The organism is Streptomyces sp. NPDC024555 (genome assembly GCF_055559335.1).
Genome location: NZ_JBVHKV010000023.1, coordinates 66,995 through 88,587 on the forward strand (window position 1 = coordinate 66,995; position 21,593 = coordinate 88,587).

Below are 21,593 nucleotides of genomic sequence, written 5' to 3' on the forward strand. Positions count from 1 at the left end.
CTGTCCCGGGGCGGGGGCGGACCACTTGCCCGCCCGGCCCGGGACGTCGCCGCGGGCCCCTACCGCCCGGTGCCGCGCAGCAGCGCGGCGGCCTCCAGCAGCGCGTCCCGGCAGGAGTCCTCGCTGACCCCGGGGACCGCGCAGGCCAGCAGCAGGACGCGGCGGGTCTCGCCGGTCACCGCCTGGTGCACGCCGTCGCGGTGGGCGAACTGCGAGAGGACCCGCTCCCGGTCGGCGAGGACCAGCCCGCCGGCCTCCAGGGTGACCGGGCCGTCGGCGCCGAGCGCGGTGAACTCCTCGGTGCCGTCGGTGAGCCGCAGCGTCACCTCTCCGTCGAGCGTGTCCCGGTCGAAGAGGCCGAGGGCGACCAGGGTGCGGACGGCGACCGCGTTGACCGCGTCGACGGCCGGGTTGATGTGCGGCCAGGCGCCGAGCGGCTTGGCGCGCAGACCCCGGTCGATCAGGGCCTGGACGGACGGGGGCCGCTTGTCCGGGTGGGCGCCGGTCAGCCGGCTCAGCTCCCGGTAGGCGGCGACGTTCGGCGCGTTGCGCACCTCGGCTCGGCTGGCCCCGGTCCACCGCCGGTGCGCCTCGGCCCAGACCTCCTCGGCCGGGGCGGGGCCGGCCGGGCCGATGTCCGCCTCCAGGGTCAGGACGTGGACGCCCGGGACGAGGGCGCGGGCCTCGGGCGTCACGTCCGCCTTGCGGAAGGTCGGGGTGCCGTGCGTGACGGTCATCGGGTTCCTCCGGAGAAGGTCAGGGTGTCCAGCGCGTGCAGGTCCAGGTCCTCGGCGGTCAGGACCCGCTCGGTGTCGATGAGGATGTTGTAGTGGTTCGGCGCGTGGCACTCGTCGAATCCGGCCACCCGTCCGATCGGTCCACCGGGGCCCGCGACGAGATCGCCCCGGTCGATGACCACCCCCACGGGGAATTCCGCGAAGCCGAGGAAGCCGACGTGGTCGACGCGGTCGCCGGTGTCGGTGGGCCGGTCGGTGGTGGTGACCAGTTCGTGCACGTCACCGGCGCGCACACAGCGCGACTGCCAGGGCGACAGCCGCATCCCCCGGTCGGTGCGCCGGTGGAACAGCAGTTTCACCAGGTTGGCCGAGACCGGCTCCTTGGCGGACATCCGCAGCCGCTCCTCCCGGGTGCGGCCGATGGCGTACGCCTCCTCGACGAGGTCGACGATGTGCGGGCCCCGGTCCGGTCCCTCGCGGCCCTCGCGGACGGTCCGGTGGAAGTCCGCCATGATGCCGGCGTACTCGTGGTCCAGGGAGGACTTGAACGCAGCGAAGCCGTCCAGCATGTCGGCGCGCAGCTCGCGGCCGTCCTTGAGGTGCACGGTGATGTCCTTGCGCTCACCGGTCTCCAGCGCCCAGTCGAGGTCGACGGAGACGGGGATGCCGTCGGCGGTGGCCAGGGAGAGTTCGGCGCAGAACTCGACGCCGGAGCGGACGTCGCCGATGAGGGCGTCGGTCAGGGTGAGCGGGCCGAGGACGGTCTCCAGGGCGTCCAGCGCGTTGGGGCCGTTGTCGATGACGCAGCCGCCGCCGCACCGGTCGAGGTCCTGGTACCAGCGGTCGGAGCCGGTGTGCTCCTCGATCCGCTCCTGGTAGCGGCTGGTGACATGGCTGATGAGGGCCCGGTCGGGCAGCCGCGCGGCCAGGTCGCGCACATGGGTGTTGTAGCGGCGGTGGAAGGCGGTGAAGAGCGTGGTGTCGTACTCCTCGGCCAGCGCGGTCAGATGCCGGGCGTCCTCGGCGGCGACGGTCAGCGGCTTCTCGCAGCAGACGTGCACCCCGGCCCGCAGGGCGTCGGCCACGACGGGGGCGTGCGCGTGGTTGGGCAGCGTGACGACGACACCGTCCACCCGGCCGGAGGCGAGCAGTTCGCGGTGGTCGGTGTAGAGGGCGACACCCGGGTCGAATCCGGTGAGCTTCGCCGGGTCGAGGTCGCACACGGCGGACAGCCGCAGATGCGGGTCGTCCTGGATGGCCTGGAGGAAGAAGGGGGCGATGACGCCGACGCCGATGACTCCGATACGCATGACGGTCCGGTCCTTTCCGGTGACTGGGCTGGGGCGGGTACGAGGGGGCGGTACGGGCGGTCAGGCGACGGGCTCCAGCACGCGGCCGGTCAGGGCGGCGGGCGCGGTCACGGCCAGCTGGTCGGCGAGCGCGGCCAGCCCCTCGGCCACCGGGCCGGGCAGCGCCACGCCCTCCTGCCGCGACTGCGCGTACCGCTCGGCCTCGGGCGCCCCCGGGTAGGTGACCCCGCGCGTGGCGTAGGCGGCGGCCGGGGAGTTCACGACGGTGTCGAGCAGGGTGCGGTTCTCGGCGGCTATGGCGTGCGCGGAGCCGAACGCCGAGGGGTCGATGACGATCGCGGTGTGGCCGACGTTGTCGTCCCCGGCCGGCTCGCCCTTCAGCACCCCGGGGCGCGGACCGTAGGCGGCGCCGGAGAGCGGACCGCACAACAGGTCGACCAGGAGCGCGAGTCCGAAGCCCTTGGCGCCCCCGGTGGCGGCGGGCCCGCCGAGCCAGGCGACGTCCGCCTCCTCGGCCATGAAGTCGGCCGGGTCCGAGGTCGGGGTGCCGTCGTGGCGCACCAGCCACTCCCGCGGGACCTCCTGGCCCTCCCGGTGCGCGGCCTTGATCTTGCCGGTGGCGACGACGGTGGTGGACATGTCCAGGACGAAGGGCGCGCCCTCGGTCACCGGCACGGCGGCGCTGATCGGGTTGGTGCCCAGCATCCGCACGGTGCCGCCGAGCGGCGGGGCGACGCCCTGGGCGCCGCAGTTCGTCATGGCCAGCCCGATCAGCCCGGCGGCGGCGGCCTTCTGCGTGTAGTAGCCGGCGCTGCCGAAGTGGGTGCTGTTGCGGACGGCGACCATGCCGATGCCGGTCTGCCGGGCCTTGGCCATCGCGATGTCCATGGCCAGGTCCATGGTGACCAGGCCGAGCCCCCGGTCGCCGTCGAGCAGGGCGGCCCCGGCGGTCTCCTGGACGATGTGCGGCACCGCGTCGGGGTCGATCCGGCCGTCTAGCAGCCGGGGGGCGTAGATGTTCACCAGCCCGTTGGTGCCGTGCGTGGTGAATCCGTGGGCGTCGGCGTACGTGATGACGTCGGCGGCGGTCCCGGCGGCGTCGGCGTTCAGGCCGCACTGGGCGAGGACGTCGCGGACGAAGGAGGAGAGCTCGGTGAGCGGGACGCGGACGGTGCTGTTCATGGCGATTCCTTCGGGGTCTGGTTCGGGTGGTGCGGGCGGTGTGCGGAAGGGGGCTCAGGCGGTGCGGGCGGCGAAGGCGTGGACCAGGTCCTTGATCCGCCGGGCGTAGCTGTCCAGGTCGTCGAGGTCGACGAACTCGTCGGCGGTGTGGGCCCCGTTGGCGTCCAGCCGGCCGGGGCCGCAGGCCACGACGTAGCGGCCGGGGCCGGGGGCCCAGATGGCGTCGCAGGTGAAGGCGGAGCCGTCGGCGAGGCCGTCGTGGCGGACGAACCCGGCCGCGTGCAGCATCCGTTCGGCGTCCGCGTCGCGGTTGTTCAGCGTCGGCAGCCCCTGCTTCAGCCAGTCCAGGCGGACGATGCGCCGCCAGTCCTTGACGGTGCGCCGGCTGAACGGGTCGTGGGCGTGCAGATGGGCGAACTCGGTCCGGGCCTCCTCGATCAGCACCTCCAGCGAGGCGGCCAGCAGTTCGGCCTGCTCGGTCGCCGGATAGGCGATGTTGATGAGCAACTGGCCGCCGCCGTACACCCGGTTGTGCGCGGTGCCGGTGTGCAGTCCGGAGACGCAGAGCTTGGCGCCCATGCCGTGGGCCAGCGGGCCGAGCCGGCGGGCGAGGAAGTCCGCGAGGAAGCCCAGCAGCACGGTGGCGTTGTGGCCGTCGGCCGGGTGGTCGTCGGTGGAGTCCTGGCCGAGCACGGTGATCCGGGGGGTCATCGCGGCCGTGCAGCCGTCCATGAAGGTGTTCCCGGTCGGCTCTGCGAACACCATCAGCCGGCCGGTGTACCCGGCGTCGATCAGGGCCCGGGTGCCGTACGTCCCCATCGCGCCGCCCTCCTCGCCGGGCACCGAGGCGATCTGCACCTCGATCCGGCCGTCCAGCGACGGGTCCTCGGCGAAGGCGGCGGCCACCCCGACGGCGGCGGCGACCCCGGGGCCCTTGTCGTCCACGGCGCCCCGGCCGTGCAGCACCCGGCCCTCCAGACGCGGCGGCACATGCGGACCGACCGTGTCCATGTGGAAGTTGACGACCATCCGCCGCTCCTGCGGCTGCGGCGAGCCGTACGCCACCACGACCGAGGGCTGCCCGGCGAGGAAGGCCGGCAGGTCCCGGGCGGCGGCCTCGCGCACCGGGGCCGGGACCTCGGGGCGGTCCAGCAGCTCGGGGGCGGGCGAGCGGTGCAGGGCGGTGCGGAAGCCGCGCGCCTGCGCACCGGCCAGGAAGACCTGCTGGGCGCGGGCGGTGCCGTCCATCGGCCCGCCCTCCAGCGGGGAGACCGTGTCGACGGCCATCAGTCCGGTCAGCCACTCCAGATCGGCGGGGGCCAGTCCGTCCTCGGTTCGGATCGTGCGGGCCGTCTCAGCCATGGTGGCTGCCCTCCCAGTAGGTGTGGATTCCGGTGGTGTCGATGCCGAGCAGACCGGCGCAGCGCCGCGCGTACGCCCGGTAGCCGTCGGCCAGGGCGGCCGGGTCGCCCTCGACGCCGAGGTGCGGGATGCGGGCCAGATGCGGTTCCAGGCTGTAGTGGCCCCGGTAGCCGTGCTCCTCCAGGAGCCGGACGCAGCCGGCGACGTCGGCGGTGCCCTCGCCGGGGAGCGTGAACTCGGCTCCGCCGGGCGTCCGGACGCCGTCCTTGATGTGCACGTGCTCCACCCAGGGCAGCACCCGCCGCAGGAAGGGCAGCGCCTCGTAGCCGTAGGCCAGGCCGTTGCCGGTGTCGAAGAGCAGCCGCAGCCGGGGGCTGGCGACCTCCTCCAGCATCCGCACGGTGTGCTCCGCGCTCTGCCCGCCCCAGCCCTGGCAGTTCTCGTGCAGCAGGGTGACGCCCAGCCGCTCGGCCTCCCGGGCCAGCAGCCGCATCCGGCGCAGCGCCTCGGTGCGCCACTCCCGCTCCGGGCGGCCGTCGGTGGGGTACGACATGACCCGCAGCCGGTCGCAGCCGACCAGCGCGGCCGCCCTGGCGGAGCGCTCCAGGACCGCGAGTTCCTCGTCCATGGAGCCGGCGACGGTGGTGGCCCAGGAGCCGACCGGGGTGTCCACGACGGGGACCCGCAGTCCGGCGACGATGGTGCGCCGGGCGAGGTCGGCGGCGTCGCCGACGGACAGCTCGTGCAGTCCGAGGCCGTCGACCGTACGCAACTCGATGGCGCTCATGCCCAGTTCGTCGTGGATCGCCAGCTGGCCCGCCAGATCGGCGGCGGCCTCGTCGCCGATGCCGCACAGCCGGTCGGCGGTGATGTTCAGGGGCTCGTGCGCGGACACCGTGCTCACCTCCCGGCGGTGTGGAAGCGGTGGACGGCGGCCACGACGCGCTCGGCGGCGCCCGGGGCCATGTCGGGGTGGAGCGGGAGCGCCAGCGCCTCGCGGGACAGCCGCTCGGCGACCGGGAAGTCGCCGGGGCCGTGGCCGAGGTGGGCGAAGGCGGGCTGGAGGTGGAGCGGGCGGGGGTAGTAGACGGCGGTCTCGATGCCCTGTCCGGCCAGGTAGGAGCGCAGCGCGTCGCGCTCCTGGGAGCGGATCACGTACGTGTAGACCGCGCGTCCCCCGAAGCCGGCCGGCGGCGGCAGCAGGGCCGGGGCCAGCGGGCGCAGCCCCTCCTCGTACACGGCGGCGATCGCGCGGCGGCGCTCCAGCAGACCGTCCAGGTGCGGCAGTTTGCGCAGCAGGAAGCCGGCGGTCAGCTCGTCCATCCGGCAGTTGAAGCCGAGCAGTTCGTGGTAGAAGCGCTTGCCGGCGGGCTGGCCGTGGTTGCGGAGCATCCGGGCGACGCGGGCGATCTCGGGGTCGTCCGTGACGATCATCCCGGCATCGCCGATGCCTCCGGCGGGCTTCGCGGGGAAGAAGGAGTAGACCCCGGCGTCGCCGTGCCGGCCGGCGGGCCGGCCGTCCGTCTCGGCGCCGAGCGCGACCGCGCTGTCCTCGATGAGCCGCAGTCCGCGGCGCCCGGCCAGTTCGGCGAAGGCGCCCATCCTCGGGGAGCCGGAGAAGAGATAGGCGGGCAGCAGGGCCCGGGTGCGGTCCGTGACGGCGGCCTCGGCGGCGGCCGGGTCCAGCAGCCCGGTCTCGTACTCCACGTCGGCGAAGACCGGGCGGGCGCCGCGCAGGGCGACGGTGGAGGCGGTGGAGACGAAGGAGAACGCCGGGGTGACGACCTCGTCGCCCTCGCCGATGCCGAGCGCGGCCAGGACCACGGTGAGGGCCCCGGTGCCGCTGGCGACGGCGATCGCGTGGGCGGCGCCGGTGCGGGCGGCGATCTCCGCCTCCAGCCGCTCGACGCGCGACTTGAGGATGAACTCGTCGCTCTCCGCGACCTCCTGGAAGACCTCCACGATGTCGTCGACCCAGTCGGCCGAGCGGGCGGACCAGTCGAAGTAGGGGATGACGGTGCTCACGATGCGGCTCCGTAGAAGGCGTGGACCAGGGCGGCGACGCGGTCGGCCTGCTGGTCGGTGAGGTCGGGGTAGAGGGGCAGCGCCAGGGCGCGCCGCGCGGCGGCCTCGGAGACGGGGACGGGGTGGCGGGAGCCGGGCAGCGGGGCGAGCAGCGGCTGCTCGGTCAGCGGGCGCGGGTAGTACGCCTCGGTGCCGACGCCGTGCTCCTCCAGGAAGGCGGCCAGCTCGTCGCGGCGGTCGCACTCGATGAGGTAGACGTAGTAGACCTGGTTGCTCGGGTTCTTGGCCGGGGCCATCCACGGGGTGGTGACGGTCCCGGCGAGCGGGGCGAGCAACCGGTCGTAGCGGGCGGCGAGTTCGGCCCGGCGCCCGATCTCCTCGGTCAGCCGCTCCATGCGGTGCAGCAGGAACGCGGCGTGCAGTTCGTCGCAGCGGCTGTTGTAGCCCAGCTCCTGGTAGACGTAGGCGCCGTCGGTGGCGTACGCCCCGTCCGTGCCCTGGCCGTGCAGGCGCAGCCGGCGGGCGCTCGCGGCGATGTCGTCGTCGTCCGTGAGCAGCATCCCGGCGTCGCCGAGCGAACCGAGGGTCTTGGTGGGGAAGAAGGAGAGCACCCCGCCGCTGCCCCACAGCCCGGCGTGCACCCCGCCGGCCCGCATGTCGATGCCCTCGGCGCTGTCCTCCAGGAGGAGCAGCCCGTGCCGGTCGGCGAGGTCCTTCAGCCGCTCCATGTCGGCCATCTGGGAGAAGAGGTGGACCGGCATGATCGCCCTGGTCCGCTCGGTGATCGCCGCCTCGGCGCGCTCCGGGTCCATGGCGTAGCTGCCGGGGAGCACGTCCACCAGCACCGGCTGCGCGCCGACGTGCAGGACGGAGGAGGCGGTGGCGAAGAAGGTGTACGCGGGGACGATGACCTCGTCGCCGGGGCCGATGCCCGCCGCCCGGAGCAGGATCACCAGGGCGTCGGTGCCGTTGGCGACGGCCACCGCGTGCCGGGCGCCGGTGCGGGCGGCGATCGCGGCCTCCAGTTCGGCGGTGACCGGTCCGGAGGTGAACCGCCCGGAGGCGGCGACCCGCCGGACCACCTCCGCCAGCCGGGTGCGGTCCCGGCGGGCGGAGGCGGCGCCGCTGAAGAAGGGGACGGGGGCGTCGGCGCTCATCGGGTGGCCGCCTTCAGGGCGGAGATCATCCCGGTGACGGCCCGGCGGCGGCCGGCCGCGTCGCGGGCGGCACCGATGGCCTGGAGCAGGGCGCTGCCGACGATCACGCCGTCGGTCTTGCCGTGCAGGGCGGCGACGTGCTCGGGGCGGGAGATCCCGAAGCCGACGGCCATCGGGGTGTCGCCGGCCGAGCGGACCCGCTCCAGATAGGCGTCGATGCCCGGGTCCAGGTCCTTGCGGACACCGGTGACGCCGTTGGCGGCGAGGACGTAGAGGAAGCCCCGGGAGGCGGTGGCGGAGGCGGTGATGCGCTCCTGGGAGCTGCCGGGCGCGGTGAAGAAGGTCTGGCCCAGTTCGGTGGCCTCGGCGTGCTTCAGCCATTCGGCGCCCTCGCTGACCGGGAGGTCGGGGACGACGAAGCCGTCGGCCCCGGCGGAGCGGGCGTCGTCGTAGAGCTGGGTGAGGCCGTAGCGCAGGAACGGGTTGCAGTAGCCCATGAGCACGATCGGTGCCTCGACGCCCGCTGCGCGGGCCTCGGCGACGACGTCCAGGGTGGCGGCGGTGGTGGTTCCGGTGTCCAGGGCGGCCTGGCCGGTGGCCTGGATGACGGGGCCGTCGCCCAGCGGGTCGGAGAACGGGACGCCCAGCTCGATCACGTCGGCGCCGGCCTCGACGGCGGCGGAGATCAGTCCGACGGTCTCGCCGAGGTGCGGGTAGCCGGAGGTGAGGTAGGCGACGAGGGTGGTCTCGTCCTTGGTCCGGTTGTCGGTGAAGGTCTGTTCGAGGCGCTTCATCGCGCGGTCTCCTCACGCTGCTTGAGGGCGGCCATGGCGGAGGTGAGGTCCTTGTCGCCGCGGCCGGAGAGGTTGACGAGGATGGTGCTGCCGGGCGCGCTCTCGCGGGCCACCTTGAGGGCGCCGGCCACCGCGTGGGCGGACTCCAGGGCGGGGACGATGCCCTCCTGGGCGCTGAGGGCGGCGAAGGCGTCCAGGGCCTCGTCGTCGGAGGCGGTGATGTAGTCGACCTTGCCGGTGTCCTTGTAGTGGGAGTGCTCGGGGCCGACGCCCGCGTAGTCGAGGCCGGGGGCGATGGAGTGGGTGAGCTGGATCTGCCCGTCGTCGTCCTGGAGGAGGTAGGTGCGGGTGCCCTGGAGGACGCCGGGGTCGCCGTAGAGCAGCGGCGCCGCGTGGCCGCCCTGCCCGCCCTTGCCCTCGCCGGCGGCCTGGACGCCGACGAGGCGGACCGGGTCGTCGAGGAAGGCGCTGAACATCCCGGCCGCGTTGGAGCCGCCGCCGACGCAGGCCACGACCGCGTCGGGCAGCCGGTCGTTCTCCTCCAGGAACTGGGCGCGGGCCTCGCGGCCGATGACCGACTGGAAGTCGCGCACGATGGTCGGGAAGGGGTGCGGTCCGACGACGGAGCCGAGCAGGTAGTGGGTGGTGTCGGGGCGGGCGATCCATTCGCGGATGGCCGCGTTGATGGCGTCCTTGAGGGTGGCGGTGCCCAGGTCGACCAGTTCGACGCGGGCGCCGAGCAGCTCCATGCGCTGGACGTTGGGGGCCTGCCGTTCGGCGTCGACCCGGCCCATGTAGACGGTGGCCTCCAGGCCGAGGTGGGCGCAGGCGGCGGCCACGGCCACCCCGTGCTGTCCGGCGCCGGTCTCGGCGATGATCTGCTTCTTGCCCAGGCGCCGGGCGAGGAGGGCCTGCCCGATCGAGTTGTTGATCTTGTGGGCGCCGGTGTGGGTCAGGTCCTCCCGCTTGAGCCAGAGCTTGACGCCGTTCTCGGTGACGCCCAGCCGGTGCAGCTCCGTGATGGGGGTGGGCCGGCCGACGAACATCTTCAGGAGCCGGTCCAGCTCCCGGGTGAACTCCGGGTCCAGCAGCGCCTTGTGGTACTCCTCCTCCAGCTCCTGGAGCGGGCCCACCAGGGTCTCCGCGACGAACTGTCCGCCGTACTCGCCGAATCGGCCGTTCACGAGGCCACCTCCAGAATCGGGACCCCGGTGTACGTCCGCAGCTGGGCGGTGGGGTCGGGGCTGCTGAGCAGGGATTCGCCGATGAGCGCGGCGTCGAAGCCGTGCGCGGCGATGCGTTCGATGTCGGAGCGGCCGGACAGGCCGCTCTCGCTGACGGTCAGGACGCCGCGCGGGATGTCGCGGCGCAGCCGGGCCGAGTTCTCCAGGTCGACCGCGAAGGTCCGGAGGTCCCGGTTGTTGATGCCGACGACGCGGGCCCCGGCGTTCAGCGCCCGGTCCACCTCGTCCTGGGTGAAGGTCTCCACCAGGGCGTCCAGCCCCATGCAGTGCGCGGTCTGCACCAGATCGGTCAGCAGCGCGTCGTCCACCGCACGGGCGATGACCAGCACCGCGTCGGCCCCGCTGTCGTGGGCGAGCCGCACCTGGCGGATGTCGACCAGGAAGTCCTTGAAGAGGACCGGGACGGTGACGTCGGGGTGCTCCGCGACCGTGCGGACCAGCTCCGGCGAACCGCCGAAGAAGGGCGTGTCGCCGAGGACGGAGATCGCCGACGCACCGCCCGCCACATAGCCGCGCGCGGTGGGCACGGCGAGCGACGGATCCAGCAGGGGGCCCTTCGAGGGGGACGTGGGCTTGATCTCGGCGATGACCGAGACCCGGGTCCCGCCGATCGCGGCGGCGAACCGGCCGGGCACGGCCGGGGTGCGCCGGCCGCGGGCGGCGGCGTCGGCGGCCCGGGGGCCGCTCCAGGCGGCGCGTTTGGCGGCGACGATGTCGTCGAGATGGCTGCTCATGAGGTGGACTCCTGCGTGATCGGGGTACGGGCGAGCCGGGCGGCCAGCCGGGCCGGGGCTCCCCGCCGTACGGCGTCGCGGGCGAGGACGATCCCGCCGCCCAGGTCGTCGGCGGCGCCGGCCAGATGGAGGACGGCGGCGGCGTTCAGCAGCACGGTGTCCAGCAGCGCGGCCGGGGCCGTGCCGTCCAGCACCTGCCGGGCGAGTTCGGCGTTGCGGGCCGGGCCGCCGCCCGCCAGCGCCTCGCGTCCGGCGGGCCGCAGCGGCAGCGCGGACGGGTCGACGGTGGACTCGGTGACGGTGGAGCCGTCCACCCGCAGCACCCGGGCCGGGCCCGCCGTGGTCAGCTCGTCCATGCCGTCGAAGCCCTGGACGACCCAGGTGCGGCGGTGGCCGAGCCGGCCGGCGGCCTCGGCCAGGACCTCCTGGTCCCGGCGGGTCGCGGTGCCGATGAGCCGGCCGGTCAGCGGGACCGGGTTGGCGAGCGGTCCGGAGAGGTTGAACAGGGTCTTGAAGCCGAGCCGGCGGCGGACCGGGGCCAGCCGGCGCAGCGCCGGGTGGAGCGCGGGGGCGAAGAGGAACGCGAACCGGTGCGCGGCCAGCAGCTCCGGGATCCGCTCCCCGGCGTCCAGCTCGATCCCCAGCGCCTCCAGCAGGTCGGCGCTCCCGCACGGCGAGGTCGCCGCCCGGTTGCCGGCCTTGGCGACGGTCGCCCCGGCCGAGGCCGCGACGAGTCCGGCCAGGGTGGAGATGTTGACCGAGCCGCTGCCGTCACCGCCGGTGCCGACCACATCGACCGCCGGGCCCGTCCAGGCCACCGGCCGGGCCACCGCGAGGACCGCCTCCACAGCGGCGGCCACCAGGACCGGTGTGGCCCCGCCCACCGCGACCGCGGTCAGGAAGGCCGCCGCGTCCACCTCGTCCGTCGTCTCGTCCAGCAGCTCCGCCACCGCGTCCCGGGCCGATTCGGCCGAGACCGTGCGGCCGGCGACCGCGTCCCGGGTCACGCCCGGGAGCGCACGGCCGGTGAGCAGGGCGGTCGCCATCACAGCACCGCCACATTGCTGGCCGCCGTCAGCTTGTTGTGGGTGTCCAGGACGACCGGCGGGATGCCCCAGAGCAGGTCCTGCTCCAGCCCCGGCACCGGGGTGACCATCACGGCGGCGTCCAGCTGCGCCAGCTCGACCACGGCCCAGTCGGCCGGGGTGACCGGCTCCCCGTCCACGACGAGGTCCGGGACGAGCGGGTCGTGGTAGGAGACGACGGCTCCGGCGGCGCGCAGTCCGCGGATGACGTCCAGGGCGGGGGCGTTGCGCAGATCGGCGACGCCGGACTTGTAGCTGACGCCGACGACCATCACCTTGGCGCCGCGCAGCTTCCGGCCGCGTTCGGCGGTCAGTTCGGCCAGCCGCTCGACGACCTGGCCGGGGCGCCGCTCGACCCGGTCGAAGGCGGCGGCCACCAGCGACATGTCGGTGCCGGCCCGGTCCGCGGCCTCGCGCAGGAAGAGCGGGTCGACCGGGATGCACTCGCCGCCGACCCCGGGGCCGGGGTAGTGCGCCAGGAATCCGTAGGGCTTGGTGGAGGCGGCGTCGATGACCTCGCGGACCGGTATGTCCAACGCCCGGCACAGGTCGGAGAGTTCGAGGGTGAGGCTGATGTTGACGAGGCGGAAGGTGTTCTCGAAGACCTTGGAGAGTTCGGCGACCTCCAGCCTGGAGACCGGTACGACCCGCTCGCAGACGAGGCCGAACAGGGCGGCGGCCCGGCGGGTGCACTCCTCGGTGAGACCGCCCACCACCTTGGGGGTGTTGGTGAGGTTCCAGCCGTTGGTGTTGGCCGGGTCGACCCGCTCGGGGGCCATCGCCACATGGAAGTCGGTGCCCGGCTCCAGGCCGGTGGCCTCGGCGAGGGCCGCCGCCGCGGCGGCCGTGGTGCCCGGCGGGACGGTGGACTGGAGGACCAGCAGCATCCCGCGGCGCAGCAGCGGCGCCACCGAGTTCATCGCGGACTCGACGTAGTCGAGGTTGGCCTGCTGGTCACCGGTGACCGGGGTCGGCACGCAGATGATCAGGACGTCCGAGCCGGCCAGCTCGCCGGGCTCGGTGGTGGCGCTCAACCGGGAGGCGACCGAGGCGAGTTCGGCGTCGCTCACATCCGGGAGGTAGGAGCTGGAGCGCGCCACCCGGGCGACCCGGCCGGCGTCGGTGTCGAGGCCGCGGACCGGCAGGCCGGCCATCGCGAAGCCGAGCCCGAGCGGCAGGCCGGTGTATCCGAGGCCGACGATGCCCACCCGCAGGGTGCGGCGCTCGATCTTCTCGTCGAAGACGCTCGCGCCGTCCCGCCCATGAATCACGGGAGCGAGTACGCCAGTCATCTCAACCATGGGGTTCTCCCTCTGAGTGCTATAAATAAAGGCCGTTGGCGTGATCAAGTAGGCCAGTGGCCGAGGGGGACCACCCAGACCACTGCGGGGGATACGGAGCAGACCAGATGGCCTGGCATCTGTCGGTGGAAGTGGACCGGGACTCGTCCGTACCGCTCACCGCCCAGCTCCAGAACGCCATCAAGACCCGTATCGAGGACCGCGTTCTGCACCCTGGAGCGCGGCTGCCTTCGAGCCGTCAACTGGCCCTGGACCTGGGCCTTTCGCGCAGTGTGGTGGTCGAGGCGTACGAGCAGCTGATCGCCGAGGGCTATCTCGACGCGGTGCGCGGCTCGGGGACGCATGTGGCCCGCAAACTGCCCGAGAGCGCGGGCGACACCTCGCTGCTGGACTCCCGGCCGGCCACCAGCGCGCGCTGGGATCTGCGGGTCGGCATCGCCAATCTGTCCAACTTCCCGCGCCAGGAGTGGCTCAACTCCTATACGAAGGTGCTCCAGAACGTCGGCCGCGAGGGCATGGACTATCCGCCGGTGGCCGGCATCGCGGAGCTGCGCAACGAGTTGTCCGGCTATCTGGGCCGGGTCCGCTCCGTGCACACCGAGCCCGCGCAGGTCATGGTGACCGCCGGGTTCGCCCAGGGGCTCGCGCTGCTCTCCGACGCGCTCCAGCGCCTGGGCATCCACGAGCTGGCCATCGAGGAGCCCGGCCACAGCGGGCAGCGCCGCTTCATCCTGGACACCGGGCTGACCCCGCTGCCGGTCCCGGTCGACGAGGAGGGGCTGATCGTCGAGGCGCTGGAGCGCACCGGGGCCCGCGCGGTCCTGGTCACCCCGGCGCACCAGTTCCCCACCGGCGTGATGATGTCGGCCCGGCGCCGCGCGGAGCTGCTGGCCTGGGCCCGGGAGCGGGACGCCTGGATCATCGAGGACGACTACGACGGGGAGTTCTGGTTCGACCGGGGGGTGCGGCCGACCGCGCTCCAGGAGGGCGATCCGGAGCGGGTGGTGTACGCGGGCACCACGAGCAAGGTGCTGGTGCCGGGGCTGCGGCTGGGCTGGCTGGCGATCCCGCCGAAGCTCTACCCCCTGATGGAGCGGGTGCGCTCGCGCCAGGACCAGGGCTCCGACACCCTCACGCAGCTGGCCTTCGCCGAGCTGATGCGCAGCGGTCTGCTCGACCGCCATCTGCGCCGGGTCCGCTCGCGCTACCGCTCCCGCCGCGAGGCCCTGGCCCTGGCGGTGCGCGAACACCTCCCGGAGGCCCGGCTGATCGGCTGCGCGGCGGGGCTGCACAGCTACGCCGTCCTGCCGCCGGGCACGGACGAGACGGCCGTGGTGCACGGCGCGCTGAGCCGTTCGGTGCTGGTCCGCAGCGGCCAGCAGTTCCGCTTCGGCGGCCCGCCCGGGGAGCCGGGGCTGCTGCTGGGCTACGGCTCACTGCCCCTGACGGGCATCTCGGAGGCCATGGCGGCCATCGGCGCGGCGTACGGGGAGGCCCGCCGCCGCTGAGCGGCCGTACGGGCCCCGGAGGGCCCTGCCCGACGCCGTACGGGCCCCGGGGGGCTTCTCAACGCATGGAGCGTCCGCGCGGGGCGGCGATCAGCTTCTGCGCCAGGGCCTTGTTGACGGCGTCGATGCGCGAGACGGCGTCGAGCTTGTCGAAGATATTGCGCAGATGGCGCTTGACGGTGCCCTCGGTGATGCCGAGCCGGGCCGCGATCTGGCGGTTGCTCATGGCCTCGGCGACACAGGTCAGCACCTCGCGCTCGCGGGGCGAGACCGGTCCGGCGTCCTGGTCGTGCGGCTGGTCGCCGCCGGCCGTGTAGCCCGCGCGCGGCACCAGGATGGTGATCTGGTCGTCCTCGCGGGCCGCGTTGCGCACCGCGCTCAGCAGCGCCGCGCGCGAGACGCTCTTGTGCAGATAGCCCCGGGCGCCCAGTTGCAGCAGTTCATGCACCAGCGGCTGGTCGTCGTACATGGTGAGGATGATGATCCGCAGCCCGGGAAAACGTTCCAGCAGCCCGCGTACGGCCGCGCGGGGGTGATGGTCGGGCATCTCCACGTCGAGCAGCAGCACATGGGGCTGATGGCGCTCCACCAGCTCGGCCAGCCCCCGCCCGCTGCTGGCCTGGGCCACCACCTGGAGGTCGTCCTCCGCGTTCAGCAGCTCCGCCAGGGCGGTGCGCAGCAGGGTGTGGTCGTCGGCCGCGAGGATGCGGATGAGGTCAGGGCGTGCGTTCAGCGGAATCACCGGAGAGGTCCATCAGGGGGATCGTGACCGTGACCCGCGTGCCGCCGGCCCCGGGTGAGCTGGTGAACAGGATGGTGCCGCCGAGGAGTTCGACGCGCTCGGTGGCCGAGGCGATGCCGTTGGCCCGGCCCGCCGTGGCGACCGCCGAGGGGTCGAAGCCGCGGCCGTCGTCCTCGATGAGCGCCTGCACCTGGTAGGGGGCGATGTCCACGGCGGCCAGGACGTGTTCGGCCTCGGCGTGCGCGAAGGAGTTGCGCAGGCATTCGCGGACCACGAGGAACACCTCGTCCAGGACCTCCTGCGGGGCCCATTCCTCGCTGCCGTTGACCTGGACCCGCACCTTGGAGGGGGTGATCTCCATGGACTCCAGGAACGCGGTGAACGCGGACTCCAGCGTCCCCTCGCGGTCGGCCCGGCGCAGCTGGGTGACCAGGTCGCGGATGATGCCGAGCGCCTCGGTCAGGGTCTCCTTGACGGCACCGATGCGGGCGGAGACCTCGTCGGGGCGGGACTGCCAGGTCAGCTCGTGCAGTTCGATACGGCGCAGGGCGAGGCTGACGTGGTTGCCGAGGTGGTCGTGGATCTCGCGGGCGAGCTGGCGCTGCCCGGCCGCGTTGACCTCGCGCACGGTGTTGAGGAGATAGGTGTCGTGCCCGATCGCCCCGGCCTCCAGCCGCAGCCCGATCCCCCGCTGCAGGGTGCGCACCCCCGCCTGGAAGCTGTCGAACGCGGCGGGCGCGTCCACCATCACGCGGCCCAGCGCGTCGAAGACGATGTCGAAGAGGATCATCCCCGCGCGGATGGAGTGGACGGCGTCGATGCCCTGCGTCGCCCGCTCCACCCCCAGCCCCTCGACCTGCTGGATCAGCCGGTCGCGCACATCGGAACGCTGGGTGCGCAGGCTCTCCGCGCAGTCCCTGATGATCCGCTCGGCCTGGAGCGCGCAGGTGCGCCAGGTGGTCTCATTCGCTACCAGAGGACTTTTGATTGCTTCGAGCCGGCCCCGGTAGTCGGACAGTAATTCCGGTGTACGGGCCAGCAGTTGTTCGACTGTATCGGATTCAATAAAACCCGAATGCATCAGAAGAGCCCCCACCCTCACCAGAAACCGACCCTCGGATCATCATCGTACGGTTACGGCATGTCAACACGATGCCTACCGTCCCACGTTCTGAGACACGCCCCGCTAGGGCCATGAGAAAACGCTGACCACGGCACCCGCGACATCCGTGGCGACCGATCCCACATAGCCGTCGGGGCAGTTCACCTCGTGGACGTACCAATCCCGTGGATCACCTGGGCGGTTGGCCCGGCGTACTCCTTCCGGTCCGGGATCACCGACGCGCACGGGGATACGCAGCCCCGTTCCGGCCGCTTTCCCCACGGCCTCGATCGCCGTCCAGGTACGGAATCCAGCAATCCGGTTCTCTGGGCCGACGGCCGGTATCCGGGACCAGTCGAAAACGGAACGGACGCGTTCCACATCCACTCCCACGGCACCGGGCCCCCCGGCCACACCGACGAGCGCCGCCGCGCCCGAATGCGACAGGCTGAAGCCGATCTCCGGCCAGGGCCCGTCGACGAGCACGGGCCGCCCCTGTCCGCAGTCGCCGCACTCCTCCGGATCGGGGCAGCGGCGGACGAACCGGGGCACCGCGGGCGGGACGCCGAGATAGCCGGCGAGCACCGACCGCAGCGCGAGGTGCGCACCCCGGTAGCGCCCCCGGGCGAGGGGGCGGGCGATGCGCGCCGCACGGGCGCGCTCGCGGGGATCGAGGACCGCGTCCCCTCCCTCGGAGGGAACACGGTCGAGCGCGACGGACCAGACGTGAAGCTCCCTGGGCGCCGGGAAAAGGGCGCGCGGGGGTAAGGAAACAAGCGTATGCATAGTGGCTTCCCGGGGTCGGAAACGGACCAGGGCTGCCAACGGCCCATGACGGGAAGCGGGGTGCCGGAAAGGACCGGCGCCCGCCACCTCACCAGCGAAGCGCCAGGAGGGGGCGGGCGGGCGGTCCACTTCGGCGGCGGTCCGGCGTACCAGCGCGGCACCGGCCGGAGATCCACGGACGCTCAAGGACCGGTCGAGGAGGGACGGAGACCCGCTCGCGGTCCGGCAGAAAACGGACGGAGCAATTCGGAATCCGACCCGCCGGTATTCCGTGCCTCTTCCGTGCCTCTTTAGTAGTACGCATGGCTCATTTGCGGAACAGTCAGACACCTCTACCGGTGCCTAGGCTCCTGGTCATGCCTACGGCGACGATACGGCCACTGCCTGTGACTGCACCCAGTGGCACGAAGCACCGGAATCCCAGCATTCTTCGACTCTGCATCGAGGAATCCCGGCCCGCGGTTCTGACGGCCTTCCAGCTCCGCTATTTCGCAGGAATCGCCCTGGCGCTCGCGACGGATCCCGAGATCGGTCCCCGGGCGGTCGTCCAGGCCGTCTTCGGCTCCCTCGCCTGGTTCGGCGCCATCTTCTACACGTATCTCTTCAACGGCTGCATGGATTACCACGAGGACCAGGTCAACGGCTCGACGCGGCCCATCGCCGGGGGCCGGCTGCCGCGCCGCACCGCACTGCTCGTCGCCCGTGTCGCCGCCGTCGGCTCCCTGATCTCCGCGGCCTGCGCCGGAACGGGCCCGCTGCTGCTCTGCGCGGCCATGCTCCTGCTCGGCCACGCCTACTCCGCGCCCCGCTTCGCCTGGAAGAGCCGGACGCCCACCGCGATGGGCGTGGTGTTCGCCTCCGGCCTGCTGACCTACGCCGCCGGACCGCTCACCCTCGGCCTCTCGCCCCACTCCCCCGCGCTCTTCGTCACCGCCGCCGCCATGTCCCTGTGGATGGCCCTGGTCGGCGCCGTGGCCAAGGACTTCTCCGACATCGAGGGCGACACCGCCGCGGGCCGCCGGACCTGGGCCGTCACCCTGGGCGAACGCCGCACCCGCTACCTCGTCGCGGCCGGCGCCTGCACCGTCGCCGCCGTCTTCACGGCCGGCGCGCTGCGCTGGGCCCCCGGGCAGCTGCCCACCGCCGGCGTGGTCCTGGCCGGCGCCGTCGCCCTCGCCGCCGTGACGCTCCGGGGCCGCGCCACCGACAGCCGCCACCAGCGCCGCCGCCCGTACCGCTTCTTCATGGTCACCCAGCACTGCGCGCATCTGGCGCTGCTCGGCCAGGCCGTCGTCTGAGCGGAAACACCAAAGAAACATCGCCCCCTCCCCAAAGGCGCATTCACGCACCACTCAAGTGCAGTACACCGACACCACAGGGTGGTCGAAGTGGTTTCATCACCGGAGAAAGAACGGATCGCGAAAAGGTGGTCCGGGCGGCGAGATCCGGGAATGGAAAGAGCGCACGCGCCCCGGGCGGGGAATTCTCACCGCCGCACGGGACCGTATTCCACTCCGCGCACCAGCGCATCGCCCCCGGCCGCAGAAAGGAGACGGAAAGCGATGGCGAGTACCCGACTGGCGCTCATGTTCCCCGGCCAGGGAGCCCAGCGTCCCGGCATGGGCCTCCCCTGGCGCCGCACCGCAGGCTGGTCCGTGGTGGCGGAGATCTCCGAAGCGGCGGGCCGGGACGTCGAGTCCCTGCTGCTGGACGCCGACACGGCGACCCTGCGCCGCACCGACAACGCCCAGCTGACCACCTTCACCCTGGCCCTGGTGGCCCTCACCGAACTGCGCCGCCAGCACCCGCTGGCCACCTTCCCCGGCGCCTGCGCCGGACACAGCCTGGGCGAGTACGCCGCGCTGGTCGCCGCCGGCATCCTCGACCCGCAGGACGCGGCCCGGCTCATCCTGGCGCGCGGCGCCGCGATGCAGCGGGCCTGCGAACGCGCCGAGGGCGCGATGGCCGCCGTGCTCGGCCTGGACACCGACCGCGCCCAGGACGTCGTCGACGGCATCCACGCGGACGGCGGCCAGGTCTGGGTGGCCAACCTCAACTCCCCGCAGCAGACGGTGATCGCGGGCCGCGCGGCCGATGTGGAGCGCTGCTCCCGGGCCGCCGAGCGGGCCGGGGCGGCGAAGGTGGTGGCCCTGACCGTCGGCGGCGCCTTCCACACCCCGCTGATGGCACCGGCCGTGGAACCGTTCGCCGAGGCCCTGGCCACCGCCCGCTTCATGCCGGGCCACTCGGCGGTGGTCTCCAACGTGGACGCCCGCGCCCACCGCGGCGGCCCGCACTGGGCGGAGCTGCTGCGCCTCCAGCTCACCGCGCCGGTCCGCTGGTCGGACACCCTGCACACGCTCACCCGGGAGCTGGCCTGCGACCGCCTGATGGAGATCGGTCCGGGCCGGACCCTGACCGGGCTGGCCAAGGCCACCGTCCCGCGCGTCCCCCGGGACACCTTCTCCGACCCCCAGGCGGTCCTGACCCCGGCGGCCTGAGGAGCCCCCGCGTCCGGCGCCCGGCCCCGGGCCCCGGACCCACGAACCACCACCCGCGCACGGCCGCATCCCTCCCCCGGGCGGCCGAGCGAACGAAGGGCCGCCCCCCGCCGAAGCGGAGGGCGGCCCTTCGCCTTGATACGGGCGCGGCGTCACGAGCCGGACGTCACGCGCCGGACGTCACGCCCCGAGGAGCCTGCGCACCCGGTCCGCCCCCACGGCCAGGAGCAGCGTGGGCAGCCGGGGCCCGGTGTCGCGGCTGACCAGCAGCCGGTAGAGCAGCGCGAAGAAGGACCGCTGGGCGACCTTCAGCTCCGGCGTCGGCTTGGCCTCGGGGTCCAGCCCCTCCATGACCTTCGGCACGCCGTAGACGAGCGTGGTCAGGCCGTCGAGCGACCAGTGCGTGTCCAGCCCCTCCAGGAGCAGCCGCAGGGACTCGCGCCCCCGCTCGTCCAGCGAGCCGAGCAGCTCCTTGTCCGGCTCGTCGCGGACGATGGTGCGCGCCTCGGCCGGGACCTGGGTGGTGATCCAGTTCTCGGCGCGGTCGAGGCGGGGCCGGGCCTCGTCCAGCGAGGTCAGCGGGCTGGTGGGGTCCAGCTCGCTGAGGATGCGCAGCGTCTGGTCCTCGGCGCCCGCGGTGATGTCGGCGACCGAGGCCAGGGTGCGGTACGGCAGCGGGCGAGGCGTGCTGGGCAGCGGACCGGCGGCGGTCCCGACCGCGCGCGCGTACGCGGCGGCGTCGGCCGGGAGCACCGTGCCGTCGGCGACCTTGCGGCCCAGCGAGTCCCACTCGTCGTAGAGCCGCTGGATCTCCTGGTCGAAGGCGATCTTGAAGGACTGGTTCGGCCTGCGGCGCGCGTACAGCCAGCGCAGCAGCGGCGCCTCCATGATCTTCAGCGCGTCGGCCGGCGTCGGTACCCCGCCCTTGGAGGACGACATCTTCGCCATGCCGGAGATGCCGACGAAGGCGTACATCGGACCGATCGGCTGCACACCGCCGAAGACCTCGCGGACGATCTGCCCGCCCACGACGAACGAGGACCCCGGCGAGGAGTGGTCCACCCCGCTGGGCTCGAAGATCACGCCCTCGTAGGCCCAGCGCATCGGCCAGTCGACCTTCCAGACCAGCTTGCCCCGGTTGAACTCCTTGAGCCGCACGGTCTCCGCGAAGCCGCAGGACGCGCAGGTGTAGTTCAGCTCGGTGGTCTCGTCGTCGTACGAGGTGACCTGCGTGAGGTCCTTCTCGCAGTTGCCGCAGTACGGCTTGTACGGGAAGTAGCCCGCCGAGCCGCCGCTGCCGTCGTCCTCGCTCGCCGCGCCGGAACCGGCCTCGGCCTCCAGCTCGGCCTCGTCGACCTTCTTCTGCTGCTGCGGCTTCTTGCCGCCCTTGCCCGCGGCGGCCGGGTCCTTCTTGGTCCGGTAGCGGTCGAGCACGGCGTCGATGTCGGCGCGGTGCCGCATCGCGTGCAGGATCTGCTCGCGGTACGCGCCCGCGAGGTACTGCTCCGTCTGGCTGATCCCGTCGTACTCGACGCCCAGCTCGTCCAGGGACGCCGTCATGGCGGCCTTGAAGTGCTCGGCCCAGTTCGGATACGCGGAACCGGCCGGGGCGGGCACCGAGGTCAGCGGCTTGCCGATGTGCTCGGCCCAGGACTCGTCGACCCCCGCGACGCCGTTCGGCACCTTGCGGTAGCGGTCGTAGTCGTCCCACGAGATCAGGTGCCGGACGGTGTACCCGCGGCGGCGGATCTCGTCGGCGACCAGGTGCGGGGTCATGACCTCGCGGAGGTTGCCCAGGTGGATCGGGCCGGACGGGGAGAGGCCGGAGGCGACGACGACCGGTTTGCCAGGCGCACGACGCTCCGATTCGGCGATGACCTCGTCCGCGAAGCGGGAGACCCAGTCGGTCTCGGTGCTGCTCTGACTCTGAGCCACGGTCGGCACGTCCTTCTCTCGGCTAGGACTCACAGGGACGCCCTCGTGCGGGGGCGCCCCCATTCTCCCAGGTACTGCCCGCAGCACG

Annotated in this window: 19 protein-coding genes; 3 read left to right on the plus strand and 16 right to left on the minus strand. The window is 73.2% G+C overall.

The window, feature by feature from the left end:
- Positions 1–59 precede the first annotated feature (59 nt).
- The 12 genes from ACZ4FH_RS31270 to ACZ4FH_RS31325 are packed head-to-tail and all read right to left on the minus strand — an operon-like array spanning position 60 to position 12,931.
- The gene (locus tag ACZ4FH_RS31270; protein WP_467309143.1) at positions 60–737 is read right to left on the minus strand and encodes a phenylalanine--tRNA ligase beta subunit-related protein; all 678 of its coding nucleotides are present in this window, start codon (positions 735–737) and stop codon (positions 60–62) included.
- Entirely contained in the window at positions 734–2,047 is a 1,314-nt protein-coding gene (locus ACZ4FH_RS31275; RefSeq protein ID WP_467309144.1) for a Gfo/Idh/MocA family protein, read from the minus strand. The genes ACZ4FH_RS31270 and ACZ4FH_RS31275 overlap by 4 nt, the downstream gene beginning before the upstream one ends.
- A 60-nt stretch (positions 2,048–2,107) precedes the next feature.
- On the minus strand, positions 2,108–3,229 hold the full coding sequence (locus ACZ4FH_RS31280; protein ID WP_467309145.1) for an Ldh family oxidoreductase: 1,122 nt from the start codon (positions 3,227–3,229) through the stop codon (positions 2,108–2,110).
- Between the two features lie 54 nt (positions 3,230–3,283).
- On the minus strand, positions 3,284–4,591 hold the full coding sequence (locus ACZ4FH_RS31285; RefSeq protein WP_467309146.1) for a M20/M25/M40 family metallo-hydrolase: 1,308 nt from the start codon (positions 4,589–4,591) through the stop codon (positions 3,284–3,286).
- The gene (locus ACZ4FH_RS31290) at positions 4,584–5,486 is read right to left on the minus strand and encodes a sugar phosphate isomerase/epimerase family protein (protein WP_467309147.1); all 903 of its coding nucleotides are present in this window, start codon (positions 5,484–5,486) and stop codon (positions 4,584–4,586) included. The genes ACZ4FH_RS31285 and ACZ4FH_RS31290 overlap by 8 nt, the downstream gene beginning before the upstream one ends.
- A 5-nt stretch (positions 5,487–5,491) precedes the next feature.
- The gene (locus tag ACZ4FH_RS31295) at positions 5,492–6,616 is read right to left on the minus strand and encodes a DegT/DnrJ/EryC1/StrS family aminotransferase (protein WP_467309148.1); all 1,125 of its coding nucleotides are present in this window, start codon (positions 6,614–6,616) and stop codon (positions 5,492–5,494) included.
- Complete coding sequence (locus ACZ4FH_RS31300; protein ID WP_467309149.1) at positions 6,613–7,773, minus strand: DegT/DnrJ/EryC1/StrS family aminotransferase; 1,161 nt, start codon at positions 7,771–7,773, stop codon at positions 6,613–6,615. The genes ACZ4FH_RS31295 and ACZ4FH_RS31300 overlap by 4 nt, the downstream gene beginning before the upstream one ends.
- Complete coding sequence (trpA, locus tag ACZ4FH_RS31305; protein WP_383650680.1) at positions 7,770–8,567, minus strand: tryptophan synthase subunit alpha; 798 nt, start codon at positions 8,565–8,567, stop codon at positions 7,770–7,772. Before trpA ends, ACZ4FH_RS31300 begins: the two co-directional genes overlap by 4 nt.
- Positions 8,564–9,751, minus strand: coding sequence for a tryptophan synthase subunit beta (gene trpB / locus ACZ4FH_RS31310; protein WP_467309150.1), 1,188 nt, complete (start codon positions 9,749–9,751; stop codon positions 8,564–8,566). Before trpB ends, trpA begins: the two co-directional genes overlap by 4 nt.
- Positions 9,748–10,545, minus strand: a complete 798-nt coding sequence (locus ACZ4FH_RS31315) for an indole-3-glycerol phosphate synthase TrpC (protein WP_467309151.1) — start codon at positions 10,543–10,545, stop codon at positions 9,748–9,750. Before ACZ4FH_RS31315 ends, trpB begins: the two co-directional genes overlap by 4 nt.
- Complete coding sequence (gene trpD, locus ACZ4FH_RS31320; RefSeq protein WP_467309152.1) at positions 10,542–11,591, minus strand: anthranilate phosphoribosyltransferase; 1,050 nt, start codon at positions 11,589–11,591, stop codon at positions 10,542–10,544. Before trpD ends, ACZ4FH_RS31315 begins: the two co-directional genes overlap by 4 nt.
- Positions 11,591–12,931, minus strand: coding sequence for a nucleotide sugar dehydrogenase (locus ACZ4FH_RS31325; RefSeq protein ID WP_467309153.1), 1,341 nt, complete (start codon positions 12,929–12,931; stop codon positions 11,591–11,593). Before ACZ4FH_RS31325 ends, trpD begins: the two co-directional genes overlap by 1 nt.
- 107 nt (positions 12,932–13,038) lie before the next feature.
- On the opposite strand from ACZ4FH_RS31325, the gene pdxR reads away from it, so the two are divergent.
- Positions 13,039–14,439 carry a MocR-like pyridoxine biosynthesis transcription factor PdxR gene (pdxR, locus tag ACZ4FH_RS31330; RefSeq protein ID WP_385112742.1) on the plus strand — a complete coding sequence of 467 codons (1,401 nt, stop codon included), beginning with the start codon at positions 13,039–13,041 and terminating at the stop codon, positions 14,437–14,439.
- A gap of 58 nt (positions 14,440–14,497) precedes the next feature.
- Here pdxR and ACZ4FH_RS31335 read toward each other — a convergent pair whose 3' ends face one another.
- The 3 genes from ACZ4FH_RS31335 to ACZ4FH_RS31345 form a co-directional block, all read right to left on the minus strand.
- Positions 14,498–15,181, minus strand: a complete 684-nt coding sequence (locus ACZ4FH_RS31335) for a response regulator (RefSeq protein WP_383650692.1) — start codon at positions 15,179–15,181, stop codon at positions 14,498–14,500.
- Positions 15,156–16,277, minus strand: coding sequence for a sensor histidine kinase (locus ACZ4FH_RS31340; protein WP_467309154.1), 1,122 nt, complete (start codon positions 16,275–16,277; stop codon positions 15,156–15,158). The genes ACZ4FH_RS31335 and ACZ4FH_RS31340 overlap by 26 nt, the downstream gene beginning before the upstream one ends.
- 90 nt (positions 16,278–16,367) lie before the next feature.
- Positions 16,368–17,069, minus strand: a complete 702-nt coding sequence (locus ACZ4FH_RS31345; protein ID WP_383650696.1) for a hypothetical protein — start codon at positions 17,067–17,069, stop codon at positions 16,368–16,370.
- A gap of 386 nt (positions 17,070–17,455) precedes the next feature.
- On the opposite strand from ACZ4FH_RS31345, the gene ACZ4FH_RS31350 reads away from it, so the two are divergent.
- On the plus strand, positions 17,456–18,367 hold the full coding sequence (locus tag ACZ4FH_RS31350) for a UbiA family prenyltransferase (RefSeq protein WP_467309155.1): 912 nt from the start codon (positions 17,456–17,458) through the stop codon (positions 18,365–18,367).
- A gap of 264 nt (positions 18,368–18,631) precedes the next feature.
- On the plus strand, positions 18,632–19,570 hold the full coding sequence (locus tag ACZ4FH_RS31355; protein ID WP_467309156.1) for an ACP S-malonyltransferase: 939 nt from the start codon (positions 18,632–18,634) through the stop codon (positions 19,568–19,570).
- A 180-nt stretch (positions 19,571–19,750) separates the two neighbouring features.
- Here ACZ4FH_RS31355 and lysS read toward each other — a convergent pair whose 3' ends face one another.
- Positions 19,751–21,514 (minus strand): lysine--tRNA ligase, encoded by a 1,764-nt coding sequence (lysS, locus tag ACZ4FH_RS31360; protein WP_467309157.1) that lies wholly within the window; start codon positions 21,512–21,514, stop codon positions 19,751–19,753.
- Positions 21,515–21,593: the final 79 nt, after the last annotated feature.